The sequence below is a fragment of the Sulfitobacter litoralis genome, assembly GCF_900103185.1.
Taxonomy (GTDB): domain Bacteria; phylum Pseudomonadota; class Alphaproteobacteria; order Rhodobacterales; family Rhodobacteraceae; genus Sulfitobacter; species Sulfitobacter litoralis.
Window position 1 is genome coordinate 1 of the sequence record NZ_FNJD01000014.1, and the last position, 20,873, is coordinate 20,873.

The 20,873-nt window shown below is 59.6% G+C and carries 17 protein-coding genes and 2 pseudogenes; 10 read left to right on the forward strand and 9 right to left on the reverse strand.

What is annotated here, in order from left to right; translation table 11 throughout:
- Positions 1–256, reverse strand: a 256-nt coding sequence (locus BLQ98_RS18485) for a transposase (RefSeq protein ID WP_141135322.1), incomplete at its 3' end; no start/stop codon positions are given.
- Positions 257–322: 66 nt separating this feature from the next.
- Here BLQ98_RS18485 and BLQ98_RS11740 point away from each other — a divergent pair.
- Positions 323–529 (forward strand): annotated as a pseudogene (locus BLQ98_RS11740) (transposase); the annotation flags it as partial.
- Here BLQ98_RS11740 and BLQ98_RS18095 read toward each other — a convergent pair.
- From BLQ98_RS18095 to BLQ98_RS11760, 5 genes and pseudogenes are all read right to left on the reverse strand, one after another.
- A complete protein-coding gene (locus tag BLQ98_RS18095) occupies positions 490–1,524 on the reverse strand; it encodes a site-specific integrase (RefSeq protein WP_141135323.1) in 1,035 nt (344 codons plus the stop codon). The pseudogene BLQ98_RS11740 and the gene BLQ98_RS18095 sit on opposite strands and share 40 nt — an antisense overlap.
- Positions 1,525–1,557: 33 nt before the next feature.
- Positions 1,558–1,953 (reverse strand): annotated as a pseudogene (locus tag BLQ98_RS11745) (AAA family ATPase); the annotation flags it as partial.
- A 133-nt stretch (positions 1,954–2,086) separates the two neighbouring features.
- Positions 2,087–3,211, reverse strand: a complete 1,125-nt coding sequence (locus BLQ98_RS11750) for a beta-ketoacyl-ACP synthase III (protein ID WP_093733508.1) — start codon at positions 3,209–3,211, stop codon at positions 2,087–2,089.
- 155 nt (positions 3,212–3,366) lie between these two features.
- Complete coding sequence (gene carB, locus BLQ98_RS11755; RefSeq protein WP_093733509.1) at positions 3,367–6,726, reverse strand: carbamoyl-phosphate synthase large subunit; 3,360 nt, start codon at positions 6,724–6,726, stop codon at positions 3,367–3,369.
- 148 nt (positions 6,727–6,874) lie between these two features.
- The gene (locus tag BLQ98_RS11760) at positions 6,875–7,639 is read right to left on the reverse strand and encodes an alpha/beta fold hydrolase (protein ID WP_093733510.1); all 765 of its coding nucleotides are present in this window, start codon (positions 7,637–7,639) and stop codon (positions 6,875–6,877) included.
- Positions 7,640–7,694: 55 nt separating this feature from the next.
- On the opposite strand from BLQ98_RS11760, the gene BLQ98_RS11765 reads away from it, so the two are divergent.
- Positions 7,695–8,069: a hypothetical protein gene (locus BLQ98_RS11765; RefSeq protein ID WP_093733511.1), complete on the forward strand. Its 375-nt coding sequence runs from the start codon at positions 7,695–7,697 to the stop codon at positions 8,067–8,069.
- A 149-nt stretch (positions 8,070–8,218) separates the two neighbouring features.
- Here BLQ98_RS11765 and glyA read toward each other — a convergent pair whose 3' ends face one another.
- The gene (glyA, locus tag BLQ98_RS11770; RefSeq protein ID WP_093733512.1) at positions 8,219–9,496 is read right to left on the reverse strand and encodes a serine hydroxymethyltransferase; all 1,278 of its coding nucleotides are present in this window, start codon (positions 9,494–9,496) and stop codon (positions 8,219–8,221) included.
- A 171-nt stretch (positions 9,497–9,667) separates the two neighbouring features.
- Here glyA and BLQ98_RS11775 point away from each other — a divergent pair, with 171 nt between their 5' ends.
- Together BLQ98_RS11775 and BLQ98_RS11780 are read left to right on the forward strand one after the other, a co-directional pair.
- On the forward strand, positions 9,668–10,423 hold the full coding sequence (locus BLQ98_RS11775; RefSeq protein WP_093733513.1) for an NAD kinase: 756 nt from the start codon (positions 9,668–9,670) through the stop codon (positions 10,421–10,423).
- Between the two features lie 111 nt (positions 10,424–10,534).
- Positions 10,535–10,732 carry a CsbD family protein gene (locus tag BLQ98_RS11780; protein ID WP_093733514.1) on the forward strand — a complete coding sequence of 66 codons (198 nt, stop codon included), beginning with the start codon at positions 10,535–10,537 and terminating at the stop codon, positions 10,730–10,732.
- A 71-nt stretch (positions 10,733–10,803) separates the two neighbouring features.
- Here the strand turns inward: BLQ98_RS11780 and BLQ98_RS11785 are convergent, their stop codons facing one another.
- On the reverse strand, positions 10,804–12,699 hold the full coding sequence (locus BLQ98_RS11785) for a propionyl-CoA synthetase (protein WP_093733515.1): 1,896 nt from the start codon (positions 12,697–12,699) through the stop codon (positions 10,804–10,806).
- 307 nt (positions 12,700–13,006) lie between these two features.
- Here BLQ98_RS11785 and BLQ98_RS11790 point away from each other — a divergent pair, with 307 nt between their 5' ends.
- Positions 13,007–13,135, forward strand: coding sequence for a malic enzyme (locus BLQ98_RS11790; protein ID WP_093733516.1), 129 nt, complete (start codon positions 13,007–13,009; stop codon positions 13,133–13,135).
- Positions 13,136–13,196: 61 nt separating this feature from the next.
- On the opposite strand, the gene BLQ98_RS11795 is transcribed toward BLQ98_RS11790, so the two are convergent.
- Positions 13,197–15,470: an NADP-dependent malic enzyme gene (locus BLQ98_RS11795; protein ID WP_093733517.1), complete on the reverse strand. Its 2,274-nt coding sequence runs from the start codon at positions 15,468–15,470 to the stop codon at positions 13,197–13,199.
- Between the two features lie 253 nt (positions 15,471–15,723).
- On the opposite strand from BLQ98_RS11795, the gene BLQ98_RS11800 reads away from it, so the two are divergent.
- The 5 genes from BLQ98_RS11800 (at position 15,724) to BLQ98_RS11820 (ending at position 20,843) form a co-directional block, all read left to right on the forward strand.
- The gene (locus BLQ98_RS11800; RefSeq protein WP_093733518.1) at positions 15,724–16,119 is read left to right on the forward strand and encodes a cytidine deaminase; all 396 of its coding nucleotides are present in this window, start codon (positions 15,724–15,726) and stop codon (positions 16,117–16,119) included.
- Between the two features lie 3 nt (positions 16,120–16,122).
- Positions 16,123–17,427, forward strand: a complete 1,305-nt coding sequence (locus BLQ98_RS11805) for a thymidine phosphorylase (protein ID WP_093733519.1) — start codon at positions 16,123–16,125, stop codon at positions 17,425–17,427.
- Positions 17,427–18,620, forward strand: coding sequence for a phosphopentomutase (locus tag BLQ98_RS11810; protein ID WP_093733520.1), 1,194 nt, complete (start codon positions 17,427–17,429; stop codon positions 18,618–18,620). Before BLQ98_RS11805 ends, BLQ98_RS11810 begins: the two co-directional genes overlap by 1 nt.
- A 175-nt stretch (positions 18,621–18,795) precedes the next feature.
- A complete protein-coding gene (upp, locus tag BLQ98_RS11815; RefSeq protein WP_093733593.1) occupies positions 18,796–19,428 on the forward strand; it encodes a uracil phosphoribosyltransferase in 633 nt (210 codons plus the stop codon).
- An 89-nt stretch (positions 19,429–19,517) separates the two neighbouring features.
- Positions 19,518–20,843 (forward strand): SPOR domain-containing protein, encoded by a 1,326-nt coding sequence (locus tag BLQ98_RS11820; protein ID WP_237271321.1) that lies wholly within the window; start codon positions 19,518–19,520, stop codon positions 20,841–20,843.
- Positions 20,844–20,873 lie beyond the last annotated feature (30 nt).

Here is a 20,873-nt window from a genome sequence, read left to right on the forward strand (position 1 = left end):
AATCTCGCTCCACCACGAGTTGGCCAATCTTGGAATGCAGCTTATCGACTTCAGCCGCGTTAACCTGTTCTGGTGCAGCACCTCGGCGCGTGAATGCCGTCGCCATATTTTCTATCGCCGCCCGCTTCCATGTGCCGATCTGAGTCGGATGAACGCCGTATTTCTTGGACAGCTCTGCCAGCGTCATCTCCTCACGGATCGCTTCAAGCGCAACACGGGCTTTGAATTCTGGCGAATGGTTCTTTCGTTTTGTCATTTTGGATCGTCACTTTCATCATGCGATCCATCTTAACAGCCGGTCCGAATTTCCGCGACCACCTCTATCTACACCACCAACGCAATTGAAAGCTTGAACCGTGTAATCCGCAAATCGATTAAGACGCGGGGATCGTTCCCGACCGAAGACGCAGCCACGAAGCTGATCTACTTGGCGATCCGCAAGTTTGAGAAAGGCGGCCGAAATGTTCGAGAATGGTTTGCGGCCCGCAATCATTTCGCCATAATGTTTGAGGATCGCTTCAATGCGTGACTGTATCTAAAACCCGCATGGGCCAGACCAGATACACAAAGTTCATGACACTCCCCGGGTGCATCTTTTCCCATAGGCAAAGTCTTGCCTCGAAGAGCCCAATATTCTCTGAGTTTGCGACGTTCAGGCCCGACGAATTCAAGCAGGTCAGTATATACCCAATTTGGTATTGAAGTAGTTCGCCACTTCCGCCCTTTGCCAAAGACTGGGATGCCTACGCGCCAGGTACCGATAGGCTTCGCATCAAGCAACTTCGGGATGTCGCCACACTGCATTTGAAGCATATCTTGCACTCTTAGGCCGCCGAAAGCCATAAGACCTGCTGCTACGCGATTCCTCACGCTATTTTGGTTTCGAACCCAGTTCGCCAAGTCTTCGACTTCAGGTATTTCCCAGTGCTTATGCCGAAGTTCATGCCTATCGAGGTAAGATTTGTTGACGGTCGCTAAATAGGGTGAGAAGGCCTTTTTCCGATAGCCGGTTGCAGTGCAAAACAATAAGAAAGAGTTCGCTATGCCTATACGTGTCAGAACTTGACTCGGGCTGGCAGACCTTAGGTCGGGGCGCCGTTTATCAGTTTGGTCGCGCTCATATTCTTCCAAAGACCCAGCCGAATTTAATCCCACCTTTCTATAGGCTGTAAGGTGTTTCCAAGAAAATCGTTCGAAATTACCGTCTTCCTTACCGCGGTATTCGCACCAAGCAAGGAAATGCAAAAGATGTTGATGATATTTAAGCAAGGATTGGGGGGCATACTTCATTCTACCAAATTTCAACTGACTTTGCTCACGGCCCGCTTGTGTGAAACTGCGTGTGGCTGGATTGCTCATAAGTGCATCCATCAGGTTTCCCTGCTCCAGCGCGACCAAAAATGAAGTCGCTGCGCGAACCGGCAAGTTGGTTCTTTGACAAATAATAGCGGTCGAAATTGCCCGTTCGTGCGGTGTTGGTTTGGCGCTTATAAAAGATGATGGCTTAAATCTTTTGGAGTTCATGCTTTGTTCTTAGTGCGCTTCGGGGGGTAAATCAAGACCTAAAGGAACGACTGAAATAGGGAAGAATAACAACATATCAGAAAAACCATAGCACATGATCGGCACACCCAGATCATCCACCGCACGCGCCAGTTGCCAGACCTGATCGGGGCTTAGAAACTGTGCCTCGTCGATAAAGATACAGGCGCAAGGGCCGGAGGCGAGACGCTGTTCAATCTTGGCCAGCAAATCTTCGCCCGTCTCGAAGGTGTCGGCCTCATGCCCGATGCCGATGCGAGACGCGATGCGCCCGTCGCCTGCGCGATTATCGAATTTCGCGGTCATCAGATAGGGCACCATGCCGCGTTCGACATAGTTATGCGCTGCCTGCAACAGCACGGTCGATTTGCCCGCGTTCATAGTTGAATAATGAAAGTAAAGCTTTGCCATGGCCCTCTTTAGCGTCAGGCAGCCGCCGCGTTCAAGATCGAGATGTACCCGTTGGCGCAACCATCAAGAAACCGTCCAGACCGCTGCAGAAATGACCCACCGTCGCGGCGACGAACGGTGGGCCGCATCTGATCTAGCCCCGACGCTGGACCAGAACAGAGCCTACCGAATAGCCAGCCCCGAACGAACAGATCAGGCCGGTATCACCATCGACCAGATCGTCAGAGTATTTTGAAAACGCGATGATGGATCCGGCAGAGGATGTGTTGGCGTAGTCTTGCAGGATATTCGGCTGCTCGCCTGCTTCGGGCTCACGCCCAAGCACTTTGCGACCGATAAAGTCGTTCATCGATTTGTTCGCCTGATGCAGCCAGAGACGCTTCAGGTCCGTGGCCTCGACCCCTTCGTGGGCCATGTGGCCCGCGATGTGTTCGGCGACCATGGGCAGCACTTCCTTGAACACCTTACGTCCGTTTTGCATGAACTGCATGTCACGCCGGTCTGCCACGCCATCGGGGCGCGAGCGACGCAAGAAACCGTTGTTGTTGCGGATGTTGTTGGAAAATTCGGTCGCGCAACGGGTTGATTTGATTTCAAAATAAGGGCCAGACGCATCCTCTGCGCGTTCGATCAACACGGCCGTTGCCACATCGCCAAAGATAAAGTGGCAGTCCCGGTCACGCCATTCCAGGTGGGCCGAGCATATCTCGGGGCAGACCACCAGCGCCGAGCGGATCGAGCCGGAGCGGATCATATCAGCCGCCGCTTGGATGCCGAAGGTCGCGGAGGAACAGGCAACGTTCATGTCAAAGGCAAAGCCATTGATGTCCAGCAACTGCTGAATTTCGATCGCGACCGCCGGATAGGCGCGTTCGAGGTTCGATGCCGCGCAGATCACGGCATCCACATCAGCGGCAGTCTTGCCTGCCTGTTTTAGTGCCTTTTGCGCCGCATCCAGAGCCATCTCGGCCATCAGGCCGGGTTCGTCATCTGATCGCTGACGCAGCAGCGGATGCATCACTTTGGGGTCAAGAATACCCGTCTTATCCATGACATAGCGCTGCTCGATGCCCGATGCCTTGACGATGAACTCCTCCGAAGAGTGTTCCTTGGCGGGCAGCTCTCCTGCCTCGATCTCGGCGGCATGTTCGAGGTTGTACAGATCGGCATAGGCGTTGAACGCCTTGACCAGCTCGGCGTTAGTGATGACCTGTTCCGGCGTAAAAATGCCGCTACCAGTAATGGCGGGTGTGTACATGGGTAAACCTTTTTCAGCGTTGTCCGAGTAGGCCAAAGAACGGCTGCCGGGTCAAGACCAGCGGGCGCTGGCAGACAAGGGCAGGGGACAATGAGGGGGAGGAAAGGGGGGACCTGCGCCAAGCAATCCGGCGCGGCGCAGGTCCACGAGGGCGTTTAGCCCTGAAGCGATTTAACGCCGATTTCATCTTCGGCTTGCGCCTTGATGGCCAACGCAGCGGCATAGGCACCGGCAGCCGTGGTGAAATACGGGATCTTGTCATACAGCGCGATAGAGCGGATGGATTTGCTATCCTCAACCGCTTGCGTGCCTTCGGTGGTGTTCAGCACCAGATGGATCGCGTCGTCCTTCATCATATCGGTGATGTTCGGACGGCCCTCATAGACCTTGTTCACGATCTCGCAGGCGATGTCATGCTCTGTCAGCCAAGCCGCAGTGCCGCGGGTGGCGCGCAGGGTGAACCCTTGGTCCAGCAAGATGCGGGCGGCGGTCAGCATCTCTTCTGACTTGTCCATATCCTTGACCGAGAAGAACACACAGCCCGACCGCGGCAGCGGGTTGCCGGCCCCCATCTGGGCCTTCAGGAAGGCACGCGGGAAGTCGCGGTCCCAGCCCATGACCTCGCCGGTGGACCGCATTTCTGGCCCTAGCAGCGTGTCGACACCGGGGAAACGCGCAAAGGGAAGCACCGCTTCTTTGACCGAGAACCAAGGCATGTTCGGATCGGCCAGCGTCATCGGATCGCCCAAGGGTAGCACGTCGTCATAGGCGGCATCATCGCGGTAGGGCGCACGCAATGGGAAGGCCGAAAGCTTTTCACCGGCCATGATCCGTGCCGCGATTGACGCAATCGCGCTGTCTGTCGCCTTGGCAACAAACGGGACGGTGCGCGAGGCACGCGGGTTGACTTCGATCAGGTAGATTTCGCCATCCTTAACCGCAAACTGGATGTTCATCAGGCCCACAACGTTCAGCGCCAGCGCCAACGCCTTGGTCTGTTTTTCGACCTCTGCGATAATCTCGCTGCTCAGTGAGTAGGGCGGCAGCGAACAGGCGCTATCGCCCGAGTGCACGCCGGCCTCTTCGATGTGCTGCATGATGCCGGCGACATGAACGTCGGTGCCGTCTGACAGCGCATCTACGTCAAGTTCAACCGCACCGGACAGGTAGTGGTCCAGCAACACGGGGCTTTTGCCTGATACGACAACGGCTTCGCGGATATACCGTTCAAGGCTGGCCTGATCGCGCACAATCTCCATCGCGCGGCCGCCCAGAACGTAAGACGGGCGGATCACCAGCGGAAAGCCGATGTCTGCTGCGATCTCAAGCGCTTCGGCGTCGGAGTGGGCGATACCGTTATGCGGCTGTTTCAGGCCCAGCGATTGCACCAGCTGCTGGAACCGTTCGCGGTCTTCGGCAAGGTCGATCATGTCGGGCGTGGTGCCAAGGATCGGGATGCCCGCCTCTTGCAGCGCTTGCGCGATCTTCAGCGGTGTCTGGCCGCCGAACTGAACGATGACGCCGTGCAGCGTGCCGTTTTCCTGTTCGACCCGCAGAATTTCCATCACATGTTCAAAGGTGACGGGTTCGAAATACAGCCGGTCCGACGTGTCATAGTCGGTCGACACGGTTTCAGGGTTACAGTTGACCATGATCGTTTCATAGCCCGCGTCGGTCAGCGCATAACAGGCATGACAGCAGCAATAGTCAAACTCGATCCCTTGGCCGATCCGGTTCGGACCACCGCCTAGAATGACGACTTTTTTACGATCGCTGGGGCGGGCTTCGCATTCGACCTCGCCAAAAGCCGGAGCCTCGTAGGTCGAATACATATAGGGTGTTTGCGCTTCGAATTCGGCGGCGCAGGTGTCGATCCGTTTGAACACGGCCTTGACGCCAAGGTTCAGACGGGCACGGCGCACGTTGTCTTCTTCGCGACCTGTCAGCGTGCCAAGACGCGCGTCGGTAAAGCCCATCATCTTGAGCTTGCGCATGCCATCCTCGGTCAGCGGCAGACCATCCTTGCGGACCTCTGCTTCGGCATCGACGATCTCGCGGATGCGGGCAAGGAACCACGGATCGAACATGGTGACGCCGTGGATATCCACGTCAGACATGCCGTGACGCATCGCCTGCGCAATGGTGCGCATCCGGTCCGGCGTTTGCTTGCTGATCGCGGCAATCAGGGCGGCTTCGTTCTGCGCCGCATCGGCGGGCAGATCGCTGTCGAGCCCGGGAATGTCGACCTCGTCAAAGCCGGTCAGCCCGGATTCCATCGACGCCAGCGCCTTTTGCAGCGACTCGTGGATCGTGCGGCCAATGGCCATCGCTTCGCCCACAGATTTCATCGCCGTCGTCAGATAGGGCTCGGAACCAGGGAATTTTTCGAATGCGAACTTCGGGATCTTGGTGACGACATAGTCGATTGTCGGCTCAAACGAGGCAGGCGTCACACCGGTGATGTCGTTGTCGAGTTCATCGAGTGTAAAGCCGACAGCCAGCTTGGCTGCGATCTTGGCAATCGGGAAACCCGTCGCCTTGGAGGCCAACGCCGAGGACCGCGACACGCGGGGGTTCATTTCGATCACAACCATGCGCCCGTCAGCGGGGTTCACGGCCCATTGTACGTTCGAGCCACCGGTCTCTACGCCGATCTCGCGCAGCACGGCGATCGAGTGGTTGCGCATGATCTGGTATTCTTTGTCGGTCAGCGTCAGGGCAGGGGCCACGGTGATCGAATCGCCTGTGTGTACACCCATCGGATCGATGTTCTCGATCGAGCAAACGATGATCGCATTGTCAGCGGTGTCACGCACCACCTCCATTTCGAACTCTTTCCAGCCAAGCAAGCTTTCGTCGATCAGGATTTGCCCCATTGGCGACGCGTCCATGCCCGAGCGGCAGTAGAATTCGTAATCGTCGCGGTTATAGGCCACGCCACCGCCGGTGCCGCCCATGGTAAAGGCAGGGCGGATAATTGCGGGCAGGCCGACATAGTCCAGCGCGTCGAGCGCAAGCTGAACCCCCGCCGCAAGGTCTTTCTTGCCGCTGGCCGCAACCGGCGCTGTGACGATGGTTGCCTTGGGGTTTTCGATGCCCAACCGGTCCATCGCTTCGCGGAAAAGTTTGCGATCCTCTGCCATTTCAATGGCTTCGCGTTTCGCGCCAATCATCTCGACGTTGAATTTCTCCAGCACGCCCATCTCTTCGAGCGCGAGCGATGTGTTCAGCCCGGTCTGGCCGCCCATTGTCGGCAGCAGCGCGTCGGGGCGTTCTTTTTCGATGATCTTGGCGACAATTTCAGGGGTGATGGGTTCGATGTAGGTGGCATCTGCCAGCCCGGGATCGGTCATGATCGTCGCAGGGTTGGAGTTCACGAGGATGACCCGGTAGCCTTCTTCTTTCAGGGCCTTGCAGGCCTGCGCGCCGGAGTAGTCGAACTCGCACGCCTGACCGATGACAATGGGCCCCGCTCCAATGATCATGATCGACTGGATATCGGTTCTTTTTGGCATGGCTCAGGCCCCCGGATGTTTGCAAATTCTCCGCGTTATAGGCCTTGGGGACAGAGGTGCAAGGGGGCATATCGGGATAGGGGGCGTGTTTTCAGGCAACACCCGCGTAGCAGGCACGCAGCGTTATGCCGCGCGGTGCCGGTTTCCCTTAACCAAGGGTCAGAAATGCCCGCAAAGAGGCCTCGAAGTCGCGCGGCTTTTCCGCATGTAGCCAGTGGCCTGCGCCCGGCAGTTTGGCAAAGCGGGCCTGCGGGAACAGCCCCTTGATGACGGGGCGATCTTCGGATTTGACATAGGCCGAGGCACCGCCGGACAAAAATAGCGTCGCCCCCTCATATTGCCCGTCCACCCCGTCGGGCCAGCCGACGATTTTGGACATATCGGCTTCAAGCACATCAAGATTGAGCTTCCACGTCTTGTTGGGCACATCCAGTGACTGGGTGAAAAAGCTTTGTAGCGCGGGCTCAACGCCAGCAGCGGCCAGTTGCTCTGCCGCGTCAGAGCGGCGGGCGAGCGTGGCCAGATCAACGCTGCGCATCGCGTCGATAAATTCCTGCTGGCTGTGGCCATAGGTGACGGGGGCGATATCGGCCACCACCAGTCGGTGCACCAGTTCGGGATGGTTCAGCGCCAGCATCATCGCGGCCTTCCCGCCCATCGAATGCCCGCAGACATCCATCGGCGCGCCAAGGTGTCGGATGACCTCGGCCAGATCAGTCGCCATCTCGGGGTAGCTTTGGCTTTGCGCACGCGGGCTGTCCCCGTGGTTGCGCATGTCGACCGTGATCACGTGGCGCTGGTCGGACAGACGTTTGGCAATCACACCCCAGTTGCGCCCAGACCCGAAAAGACCATGCACGATTAACAGGGCGGGGGCGTCGGTAGCGGTGCCATATTCGGTATAATTCAACATGCCCAAAGATGTAGGGCCATTGCAGCCAATGTGCCAGAGCGTTTAAGGTCGCCCCATGTTGGATCAAAAAGACCTAGATAACAAAGCAGAGGAATTGCAACGTGGGTTGCAGGACAAATTGGGCGTGCAGGGGCGCGATGTCTCTCATGCACTGGCCCGTGCCGGACGCCGCTTGCCAGCGCGGGTGCAGCGCCAAGGCAAAGTCTTTGCGCAGGCGGTCTTTATGTCGCGCAATCCCAAGGTGGCACGACAGCTTGACGGTGCGACGACGCAGGCCGCCTATGCCGAGGTGATGACCCACATCGAAGGCATCGACGTGGTCGAGCGGCGCAAGGACCGGTTGCTGCACCTTGCCGCCAGCGTGGCGTTCAACCTGTTGTTCGTCACGGTCGCCTTTATCACCTTTCTATGGTGGCGCGGGTACATTTAACGCGACAGGTAGAGAAGCTGCACAATAACAAAAGCCCCGCCGCAGAAATGCAGGCGGGGCTTTTGCGTAAGGCGTTGGTGGGGCGCTGCCCCGCCCTTGCGGGCCCCCCGGGATTTTATCCCATTTGGATGGGCCCGGAGCGCGGCGCTTTAGAGGTCGGGGTAGATCGGGAAGCGGGCGCAAAGCGCTTCGACTTCGGCTTTGACTTTTGCTTCGACGTCGGCGTTGCCGTCGGCCCCATTGGCGGCCAACCCGTCGACGACTTCGATGATCCAGTCAGCGATCTGGCGGAATTCATCCTCTCCAAACCCGCGGGTGGTTGCAGCGGGCGAGCCCAGACGGATGCCGGAGGTGACCATGGGCTTTTCAGGGTCAAACGGTACGCCGTTTTTGTTGCAGGTGATATGCGCACGACCCAGTGCTTTTTCGGTGTCGTTGCCTTTGACGCCTTTGGGGCGCAGGTCGACCAGTAGCAGGTGTGTATCAGTGCCGTGGGTGATCGTGTCGAGCCCGCCTTTGATCAGCTGGTCGCTGAGGGCCTGGGCGTTTTTAACGACCTGCTGGATGTAGGTCTTGAACTCGGGCTTAAGCGCTTCGCCGAAGGCCACGGCTTTGGCCGCGATGACATGCATCAGCGGGCCACCCTGAATGCCGGGGAAGATGGCCGAGTTGAACTTTTTGGCCAGCGCTTCGTCGTTGGTCAGGATCATGCCGCCGCGCGGTCCGCGCAGGGTTTTGTGGGTTGTGGTTGTGGCCACATGCGCGTGGGGGAAAGGCGAGGGATGTTCGCCCGCTGCAACCAGACCGGCAAAATGCGCCATGTCTACGTGCAGGTAAGCACCGACCATATCGGCAATTTCGCGCATGCGTTTGAAATCGATCTGGCGCGGGATGGCAGAGCCCCCTGCGATGATCATTTTTGGCTGGTGCTCTTTGGCCAGCGCTTCGACCTGATCATAGTCGAGCAGATTGTCTTCCTTGCGCACGCCGTACTGGATGGCGTTGAACCACTTGCCGGACTGGTTCGGCTTGGCCCCGTGTGTCAGGTGGCCGCCCGCGTCCAGGCTCATCCCCAGAATGGTGTCGCCGGGTTGCAGCAGCGCGGTGAACACACCCTGGTTTGCCTGCGAGCCAGAGTTCGGCTGGACGTTGGCGAAGTCGCAGTTGAACAGTTTGCAGGCGCGTTCAATGGCCAGGTTTTCTGCCACGTCGACAAATTCACACCCGCCATAATAGCGACGGCCCGGGTACCCTTCGGCGTATTTGTTGGTCATCACTGACCCTTGCGCCGCCATAACAGCCGCAGAGACGATGTTCTCGGAGGCGATTAGTTCGATCTCGTTACGCTGGCGGCCCAGCTCGTCTGTGATGGACCCAAAGATTTCGGGATCGGCTTCGGACAGGGGGGTGGTGAAAAAACCGGTCATGGGCATGGTTCCTTTGACTGCAGATACGGGTTGCAGGTGGTCTAGCTTAATCCGGTACGGGGGTGAAGGTCGTATTACGCCGGTCGCACCGTCATATGCGGCAAAGCTGGTAGGCCCGCGCGATATGTGGTTCTTTTGACTGTGAATATCCCTCATTGGAAACATCCGCCCATGAAGATCGCTTTTATCGCAAGCCGCTCTGATGTTGCACAAGATGCGCTGACCGCGCTCAGCGCCCGATATGGCAATGCCACGCGCGAAGAGGCCGAAGTGATTGTGGCCCTAGGGGGCGACGGGTTCATGCTGCAGGCACTGCACGACTCGCAAGAATTGTCGACGCCGGTCTATGGGATGAACCGCGGCACGATCGGGTTCTTGATGAACACCTATGCCGAGGAAGATTTGGTGGCGCGGCTACGTGCCGCCGAGGAAGCGGTGATTAACCCGTTGGTGATGGTCGCGACCCATGCGAATGGCGAAACGTCCAAAGCGCTGGCCCTGAACGAGGTCGCCCTGCTGCGCGAGGGCCCGCAGGCGGCCAAGCTGCGCATTAGCGTCGATGGGCGCGTTAGGATGGAAGAATTGGTCTGCGATGGCGCACTGGTGGCGACGCCTGCCGGGTCCACCGCCTATAACTATTCCGCACACGGCCCGATCCTGCCGATTGGCGCGGACGTGCTGGCCCTGACGGCGATGGCGGCGTTTCGGCCACGCCGCTGGCGCGGGGCCTTGCTGCCGAAAACGGTGACCGTGCGCTTTGATGTGCTGGAGCCCGCCAAGCGTCCGGTGATGGCTGATGCGGACGGTAATTCGTACCGGGATGTCGTGGTCGTCGAAATTGCGTCAGACCCGCTGATTGAACACCGTATTCTGTTCGATCCGGGTCATGGGTTGGAAGAACGGCTGATCAGTGAACAGTTCAACTAATCCGCGCGACAGGCGGAACCGCATCGGCTTTTGCGCGTTGAAATTCCGAGACGCATGAGGGGCCAATATGGTGCTTTCATCGTTTGGAATTATAGCAAAAGGAGACCTGACATGAATTGGGATACAATCAAAGGTAACTGGAGCCAGATGACCGGTAAGGTTAAAGAAGAATGGGGCGATCTGACCGACGATGACCTGACAGAGGCCGCCGGTGAGCGCGACCAGTTGGTCGGCAAGATCCAGGCTCGCTACGGCGTGGCCAAGGACGAGGCTGAGCGTCAAGTCGACGGTTTCGTCGCCAAGCATTAACCTGCCCAGTGATTGAATAAAGAAGGCGGCTCAATGAGCCGCCTTCTTTACGTTTGGGGACACGACGGCGCTTAGGTGACCTTGGCATATCCGATGGTTTGCAGCGCTGCCTTGATCTCGTCCAGAATGGCGGGATCATCGATCGTGGCAGGCAGCTTGAAGGGCTCCGAATCCGCGAGTTTGACCATCGTGGCCCGCAGGATCTTGCCCGAACGGGTTTTAGGGAGGCGGTCCACCACCAACGTCATTTTGTAGGCCGCAACAGGCCCGATCTGGTCTCGTACCAGCTTTACGCATTCGGCTTCGATCTCTGAACGCGGACGGTTGACGCCTTTGGACAGGCAGACAAACCCCATCGGGGCCTGTCCCTTCAGCTGATCGCTGACGCCGATCACGGCACATTCGGCAACATCAGGGTGGCTTGCCAGAACTTCCTCCATCGCGCCGGTCGATAGGCGGTGGCCCGCGACGTTAATCACGTCATCGGTGCGCGCCATGATATAAAGATATCCGTCCTCATCAATCTTTCCCGCATCGCCGGTTTCGTAATATCCCGGATAGGTCGTGAGGTAACTTTTGCGAAACCGCTCTTCGGCATTCCACAAGGTTGGCAGCGTGCCGGGGGGCAGGGGCAGCTTGATCGCGATAGAGCCGAGCGTGCCTGCAGGCTGTGGTTCGCCTGCCTCGTTCAGAATCTGCACATCATAGCCGGGCATCGGCACCGTGGGGGAGCCGACCTTGACCGGCAGCGCCTCGAGCCCCGCGGGGTTGCCGACGATGGTGTAGCCGGTTTCGGTCTGCCACCAATGGTCATAGACAGGTTTGCCCAGCTTTTCTTGCGCCCAGATCACGGTATCGGGGTCGGCCCGTTCCCCCGCCAGATAAAGCGCACGCAAGCACGAAATGTCGTATTTCCCGATCTCTTCGCCCTTGGGGTCTTCGCGTTTGACGGCGCGGATCGCGGTGGGGGCGGTAAAGAAGCTGCGCACATTGTGTTCAGAGATAACGCGCCAGAAGGTGCCCGCATCAGGTGTACCCACGGGCTTGCCTTCGAACACGACTGTCGTGTTGCCATGCACCAGCGGGCCATAGCAGATATAGCTGTGGCCCACGACCCAGCCCACATCGGACGCGGCCCAGAACACGTCGCCGGGATCGACGTTATAGATGTTCTTCATCGTCCAGTTCAGTGCAACCAGATGGCCAGCGGTCTGGCGCACGACGCCCTTGGGCGCGCCGGTCGTGCCCGAGGTGTAAAGAATGTAGGCGGGGTGGTTGCCCTCGACCGCAATGCAGGGGGAAGGGGGCGTGCCTTCTTGCGCGTCGTGCCAATCCAGGTCGCGCCCCGGTATCAAATCGCAGGGGGCCTGTTTGCGCTGCAGGATCAGGCAGAAATCGGGTTTATGGTCGGCCTGTTCGATGGCCCCGTCCAGCAGCGGCTTGTAGGCCACCACGCGCGAAGGTTCCAACCCGCAGGACGCGGCGATGATGGCTTTGGGGGTGCAGTCGTTGATCCGCACGGCTAGCTCGTTTGACGCAAAGCCGCCGAATACAACCGAATGCACCGCCCCGATCCTCGCACAAGCCAGCATCGCCTCAAGTGCTTCGGGGACCATCGGCATATAGATGATCACGCGGTCGCCTTTGCCCACGCCATTCGCCTGCAGCACACCTGCGACGGCGGCGACGCGGGTTTGCAGCTCGGCAAAAGTAATCTTGGTCTGGGTGCCGGTGATCGGGCTGTCGTGGATAATCGCCACCTGATCGGCGCGGCCGTTTTCGACGTGCCGGTCCACGGCGTTGTAACACGCATTTACCTTGGCATCCGCGAGCCATTCGTACAGATCATTACCTTTTTCGAACAGCGCCTGACGCGGAGCTTCCTCCCAGTCGATGGCTTTGGATTGCTCTAACCAGTAGGCTTCAGGATCGTCCTGACAGCTTTTGTAAATGTCGTGATACCCCATAAGCGGCTCCCTCCCGTGAACGCGTATCACTTTTGGTAGGCCAGAGCCGCGGGCAAGAGCAAGAGCTTGCGCCTAAAACACGTGCCATCCAGCAATAAATTTTACAGGAGCCGCTGTGCTGCCTGTGTGGAAATTGACAAGCGCGTTCTGGCCGATGCACGGCATCCTGCCAACGACCGGATGCAAAATGTCGGATTCAGACCATTGCGTCGAATTTGGATCAGACCGGGGGCGGTAAGGGGCGCAGCGTCGGGTTCAGGGGCCGCATATCGCTGCCCCTTGCGTCTTTGAACAAAGGTCCAAGACAATGGGTGACAAGCTCGCCAACAAGAAGAAAAAGTCCAAAGCCGACGCGCGGCCTGCCAAGCCGACGCCAAGCAACGTGTCCGATATCAAGGCACCGTTTGCCGCAAAAGGCATCAAGCCGGCCAAGTAATCCCGCGCCGGTTCCGGTCGAACGCCGCCCCCCGCGTGAGGGCGGCGTTTTCACATGGGGCTTAGCCGTATTCGGCGACGGGCGTGCCCGCGATAGCCCCGACGTTCAGCAGCCCGCGTGCGGTAATGGAGGATGACACGATGTGGGCGCGGTTGCCCATCCCCATCAAGATCGGTCCGACCTCAAGCCCGCCCCCCTTCATTTTTAGGATGTTGCGCACGCCCGATGCGGCGTCTGCATGGGCAAAGACCAACACGTTGGCGGCTCCTTCCATCCGGTTCGAGGGCAGCAGTCGTTTGCGCAGCTCGGGATCAAGCGCGGCGTCGATGTTCATCTCGCCTTCATAGCAGAAGTCGTGGTTGCCGGCGTCCAGCAATCGCAGCGCGGCACGCAAGCGTTTGCCCGATCCTTCCCCCTGATTGCCGAACTGGCTTTGCGAACACAGCGCGATTTTGGGTTCGATGCCAAAGCGCTGCACATGGCGCGCAGCCCCGATGGCGATCTCGGCGATCTGTTCGGGGGTGGGGTGCAGATGGACCTGCGTGTCCGCGATGAACAATGGCCCGTCTTCAAGGATCATCAGCGACAGGGCCCCGTGCGGGCGACGCCCGTCGCGGCCCAGAACCTGTTCGATATAGTTCATGTGCCAGCGGAATTCCCCGAAGGTACCGCAAATCAGGCTGTCGGCCTCTTCGCGGTGGACCATGACAGCACCGATGGCAGTGGTGTTGGTGCGCATGATCGCGCGGGCGATGTCGGGCGACACGCCACGGCGGGCCATCAGGTTGTGATAGGTCTCCCAATAGTCGCGGTAGCGCGGGTCATTTTCGGGGTTCACCAGATCCACAGTCTCGCCCAGTTTGATGGTGAGACCCGCCTTTTCGATGCGGCGTTCGATGACATCCGGGCGGCCGATCAGGATGGGCCGCTCGTTGGTTTCCTCGACCATCGCCTGCGCGGCGCGCAATACGCGTTCGTCTTCGCCCTCGGCAAAGACGATCCGGCGAGGCGCAATGCGGGCGGCTTCGAAAACGGGGCGCATCAACATGGAGGATTTGAAGACCGAGCTGTCCAGCTTGTGGCGGTAAGCGGCTAGATCCTCGATCGGGCGGGTGGCGACGCCTGTCTCCATCGCGGCCTTCGCCACGGCGGTCGAGACGACACCGATCAAGCGTGGATCAAAGGGTTTGGGGATCAGGTAATCGGGGCCGAATGTCAGCTGCTCGCCCTGATAGGCCGCTGCCGCCTCGGCCGACGTGGTGGCGCGGGCGAGGGCTGCAATGCCGTCGATACAAGCGATCTTCATCTCGTCGTTGATGGTCGTTGCGCCGACGTCCAGTGCCCCCCGAAAGATAAAGGGGAAGCACAGCACGTTATTGACCTGATTGGGAAAATCCGACCGGCCCGTCGCGATAATCGCGTCAGGGGCAACGGCGCGGGCAAGGTCGGGCATGATCTCGGGCGTGGGATTGGCCAAAGCAAAGATGATCGGCTGCGGCGTCATTTTCTGCACCATTTCAGGGCTCAGCACACCGGGGCCGGACAGGCCGAGGAACAGATCGGCGTCATGGATCACATCGGCCAGATCACGCAGGTCGGATTTCTGCGCGTATTCCGATTTGATCGGGTTCATGTCGATCTCGCGGCCCTCGTAGACCAGACCGTGAATATCGCACAGCCAGACGTTCTCGCGTTTGACACCGAGTTTCAGCAGCATGTTCAGACAAGCAATGCCCGCCGCGCCGCCGCCGGTCGACACGATCTTGATGTCCTCGAATTTCTTGCCCGCTACAAAAAGGGCGTTCTTCACGGCGGCACCAACAACAATCGCCGTGCCGTGCTGGTCATCGTGGAAAACCGGTATGTTCATCCGCTCGCGGCAGATGCGTTCCACGGTAAAGCAGTCGGGGGCCTTGATGTCTTCGAGGTTGATCGCGCCAAAGGTCGGTTCCAGCGCGCAAACCAGATCGGCGAGCTTTTCAGGGTCGGTTTGGTCAAGTTCGATATCGAAACAGTCGATATTGGCGAACTTTTTGAACAGGACGGCTTTGCCCTCCATCACCGGCTTGGACGCAAGCGCGCCGATGTTGCCAAGCCCCAAGACTGCGGTGCCGTTGGTGACAACGCCCACCAGATTCGCGCGGGTGGTATAGAGGGCAGCCGTTGTGGGATCAGCCTTGATTTCAAGGCAGGCTTCGGCGACGCCGGGGGAATAGGCCCGCGCCAGATCACGGCCATTTGCCAGCGGTTTCGTCGCACGCACTTCGAGTTTTCCGGGCTTGGGAAAGGCGTGATAGTCAAGCGCGGCTTGGCGCAGATTTGGCGCATCGGTCATGTTTTGGCGGTCCTTTAAGAGAGTAGTTTAGCGTTAAACTAAATTTCAAGCCGCGCCAATACGACTTTTGGAAAGGGGCGCTGCACCGCGCAGGGCAGGGGTGATCATGCAGGTGGGAGGGGGCCAGCCCCCATCGCGGCAGGCCGCGATCCCCCGGAGTTTGCCTGGCAAAATGAAGCTGCGCATTTTTCCGCTTTTGGCATCGCAACTTTGGCGAAAGGTTTTTATAGTTTTATGAAACCTTGGGGGATTTATGACCAACGATTTGCGCCAGCACGCCAGCGCCGTGCAAGAAAATGCCTATGCGCCCTATTCCAACTTCAAGGTGGGGGCGGCGCTGCGCACGGCGTCGGGGTCGATTTTCGTCGGCTGCAATGTAGAGAACGTGGCCTACCCCGAGGGCACCTGCGCCGAAGCGGGGGCGATTGCGGCGATGATTGCGGCGGGCGAAACAGCCTTTGTCGAGGCTTATGTGATCGCGGGAAGCCCTATGCCCGTCACGCCCTGCGGCGGCTGTCGTCAGAAACTGGCAGAGTTCGGACAGGGCGAGGCGCGCGTGACCATGGCGACCGTTTCTGGCGTTGAAGAGGTGATGACGATGGCCGAGCTGCTGCCCGGCGCCTTTGGCCGCGCCCATATGGAGCGCTAGGCCATGGATGCCCGCGCGATCCTGTCCAAACTGCGACACCGGCGGTCATTGAACCGCGAAGAGCTGGTCTGGTTCGCGATGGCTTTGGCAGATGGTCGGGTCAGTGATGCACAGGCCGGGGCGTTTGCGATGGGTGTCTGTCAGGTCGGCCTGAGCGATGTGGGGCGCGTCGCCCTGACGCTGGCCATGCGCGACAGCGGACGGGTGTTTGACTGGGACCTGAACGGGCCGGTGTTGGATAAGCATTCCACTGGCGGCGTGGGCGATTGTGTAAGCCTTGTGCTGGCGCCGGCTTTGGCAGCTTGCGGGGCCTTTGTGCCGATGATCTCGGGACGCGGGCTGGGGCATACCGGCGGGACGCTCGACAAGCTCGAAGCGATCCCGGGGGTGAATACCACGTTGGACGAGGCGCAGTTTCGCGCGGTGGTGGCGAGAGCTGGCTGCGCGATTGTCAGTGCGACCGACGGTATCGCGCCTGCGGACAAACGGCTTTATGCGGTGCGCGATGTCTCTTCGACCGTGGACAGTCTGGATTTGATCACCGCGTCGATCCTGTCGAAAAAGCTCGCGGCGGGGCTGGACGGCTTGGTATTGGACGTCAAGGTCGGCAGCGGTGCCTTTATGAAGGATCTGGCGCAGGCGCAGGCGCTTGCCACAGCGTTGACCAAGACTGCGAATGCCAGTGGATGCCGTACAACGGCGGTGATTAGCGACATGAGCCAACCTTTGGTGCCAAGCCTTGGCAATGCGCTTGAGGTGGCAGAGGTGATGCGTGTCCTGACGGGGCACAGCAAGGTGCCGATCGTATCGGTCTGTGCGGCCCTTGGGGGTGTTTTGCTGGCCAATGCCGGGCTGGCCGGCGACGTGCAGGTCGGCGCGGATATGATCGCCCAAGCGATCCGGTCGGGGCGCGCGGCGGAACGGTTTGGCGTGATGATCGCCGCCATGGGTGGCCCTGCGAAGTTCGTTGAAAACTGGACGCGGTTCCTGCCCGAGGCACCAATCATCCGCGAAGTGCCCGCAGCCAAAGCCGGTTATGTGACAGCGATTGACGGCGAAGCGTTGGGCCTTGCCGTGGTCGCCTTGGGCGGCGGTCGCGCGGTCGAGACGGACCAGATCAACCCCGCCGTCGGGATTTCCGACGTTGTGCGGCTTGGGGCCAAGGTGTCGTCCAAAGGCCCGCTGGCAGTCGTTCATGCCGCCCGCGCCGATGATGCCGAACGTGCAGCGCAGGCGGTGCGGGGCGCGATTACGATTGGCCCGAAGCCGGTCCCTATCCCTGATTTGATTGTAGAGAGGGTCGGCTGATGGCGCGTGCTTTTCTGATTGTAATGGATTCAGTCGGCATCGGCGGTGCACCGGACGCGGACACTTTCTTTAACGGTGCAGTGCCAGACACCGGCGCGAATACTCTGGGTCATATCGCGCAGGCCTGTGCGGAGGGTGGTGCAGAAAACGGGCGTAGCGGCCCTTTGACAGTACCGCATCTGGCGTCGCTGGGTCTGGGCCCCGCGATTGAACTGGCCAGCGGGCTTCGTATCGACAGTCTGGATTGCGTCCCCAGCGGCACATGGGGGGCAGCGACGGAGGTGTCGCGGGGCAAGGATACGCCGTCGGGGCATTGGGAATTGGCGGGTTTGCCCGTGCCGTGGGACTGGCATTACTTTCCCGAGGTGTCGCGGTCGTTTCCGCCCGAACTGGTGGCGCAGCTTGCGGCCTTTGCGGGGACGGACGAGATTTTGGGCAACTGCCACGCCCCGGGCACCGCCATTATCGAGGAGTTTGGCGCGCAACACATCAAGACCGGTTTTCCGATCTGCTATACCTCGGCTGACAGCGTGCTGCAGATTGCCGCCCACGAGGAAAGCTTTGGCCTGCAACGGCTGTTGGACCTATGCGAAAAGATGGCTCCTATTGCGCATGAAATGAAAGTCGGTCGTGTGATCGCACGCCCCTTTGTCGGGGATGCACAAAGCGGGTTTACCCGCACGACCAACCGTCGCGATTTTGCAATCAAGCCGCCTGCGCCGGTGCTGAGCAACTGGGTGCAGGAAAGTGGTGCGCGTGTGTATGCGGTGGGCAAGATCGGTGACATCTTTTCGATGGCCGGTTTTGACGAGGTGCGTAAAGGGCCGGACGCGGCGCTGATGGGACATCTTGGTGATTTGATCGACACCGCCGAAGACGGCAGCCTGACCTTTGCGAATTTCGTCGAATTTGACAGTCTTTACGGGCACCGGCGCGATGTGTCGGGCTATGCTCGTGCGCTTGAATGGTTCGATGCCGAGATCGGCAAGCTGCTGGGGCGACTAAGGGTCGGCGATATGCTGGTTCTAACCGCAGATCATGGCAATGATCCGACATGGGTCGGCACCGACCACACGCGCGAGCGGGTGCCAGTTCTGGTGGCAGGACGGGGTGCTGGCACGCTGGGCCAGATCGGTTTTCGCGATGTTGCAACGCTGGTGGCGCGGCATCTAGGGGTTGCGGTGCCCGATTAATCTCTGCTCGGCGGCGTATCGGTCGGGTGGGGGCCAGCCCCCATCGCGGCAGGGCCGCGATCCCCCCGGAGTTTGACTGGCAAAATGAAGCCTGCCCGGACGCGGTGGTTGCGGGGCACGGCTTTTCGGGGCATGAGTTCAGCCAAGTAATATGGAGAGCGCCCCGATGTCCGATATCATTGACCACCTGACCGTCGTTAATCATCCACTGGTGCAGCACAAGCTGACAATCATGCGGGATAAATCGACGTCCACCGCGGCGTTCCGCCAGTTGCTGCGCGAGATCAGCCAGCTTTTGGCATACGAGGTGACGCGCGGCCTGCCGATGACGACCAAGCGGATCGACACGCCAATGCAGCCGATGGACGCGCCGACGCTGGATGGCAAGAAACTGGCGCTGATTTCGATTCTGCGCGCGGGCAACGGGTTGATGGACGGCGTGCTTGAGCTGATCCCGTCGGCACGGGTGGGCTTTGTTGGCCTGTATCGTGACGAGGAAACCCTGCAGCCCGTTGAATACTACTTTAAGGTGCCAGAGGGATTGGATGACCGTTTGGTTATTGCCGTGGACCCGATGCTGGCGACGGGTAATTCATCTGTGGCGGCGATCGACATGCTGAAGAAGGCGGGCGCGACCAATATCCGGTTCCTGTGTCTGCTGGCTGCCCCCGAAGGTGTGGCGCGGATGAAAGAGGCTCATCCCGATGTGCCGATTGTGACCGCGGCTGTCGATGAGAAGCTGAACGAGCTGGGATATATCATTCCCGGGCTTGGTGACGCCGGTGACCGGATGTTCGGGACCAAATAAGGCGCAAATGGGCGATCCGGTGATCAGGGTGCTTTACTCTGAAACCGGGATCGCGCATGGTTTGTTTACTACATTGTGTGGGGGCGCAGATGAAATTTACTAGTATTGTGGCTGTAGCGGCGTTGATGAGCGCACTTGGCGCAGGAATTGCACAAGCGCAAAGCTTTCGCGACCAGCCAGCGGAATTCCCGTCGGCCTCGTATAAAGGCAAGCAATATGTCGACAGCAAAGGCTGTGTGTACATTCGGGCCGGTATTGATGGCAATGTGACCTGGGTGCCGCGCGTCTCGCGCAAGCGTCAGGGGGTGTGCGGGTTCAAACCGACCAATGTGCAGACAGCTGCCAGTGCACCTGCCGGTGCTGCTGACGCGCCGGTACAGATCACCGTGAACAGCGCGCCCGTCGCGGCCAAGCAGCCCACGGTTGCGGCACGGCCCTTGCCACAGCGCAAGGCCAAGCCGGTTGTTGTACGCCAGAAAGCACCCAAAGTCGTGCGCCAGCCGGTGCCGCGCTCTGTCGATGTGCCAGCAGCCCCTATAACGCAGGCTCCGGTTGCTGTTGCGCAGGTCCCCAGCACGTGTGCAGGGCGGTCGGCGATCAGCCAGCAATATTCCGGTTCGCGGACCAAAGGGGTTGTTGTGCGTTGCGGTCCGCAAACCGCGCCAATCCTGCCCTCGACAGCGCAGGTTGCTGTGACGGGAACAGCGCCGTCCCATGTGAGTACGACGCGCCGTGTGACGGCCCCTGCAAAACCCGCGCCTGCACATGCCTATACCCGCATTGTGCCAAAGCACGTCGCGATCAACCGCCAGAACACCTATGCCAATGTGGCCGTGCCAAAAGGCTATCGTCCCGTGTGGGAAGACGATCGTCTGAACCCGAAACGGGCAGAGCAGAACCTCGCCGGACGGTCCCAGATGCTGCTGATCTGGACCAACACCGTGCCGCGCCGTTTGATCAACCAGAAGACTGGTCAGGACGTTACGGCGCGCCTGCCGCTGGTTTATCCTTATACATCGGTTGAACAGCAGCGCCGTGACTTGGGCGACGTGACCTTTGCCAAACGCAACGGCCAACTGGTCAAGCGCATTGTACGCAACAAAAATGCTGCCCCAGCTAAGCGCAAGCCGGTCTATTCCAGCCGCTCTGCGCCCAAGCCGGTGGCAACTGCACCCGCGACCCCGCGTGCTGCGGGCAAGACCTATGTGCAAATCGGCGTCTATGGTGACAGCGCAAACGCACAACGCGCCGCGCAACGTATCGCGCGGATGGGCATGGGCGCGCGGATCGGCAAATCCACCCGCGGCGGCAAGACCTATCTGTCGGTGCAGGCCGGACCTTTTGGCGCGTCCTCGGCCCCTGCGGCATTGGGCAAGCTGCGCGGTGCTGGCTATGGCGATGCTTATATCCGCTGACAGTCAAGTGCGATCACACAGACAAAAGGC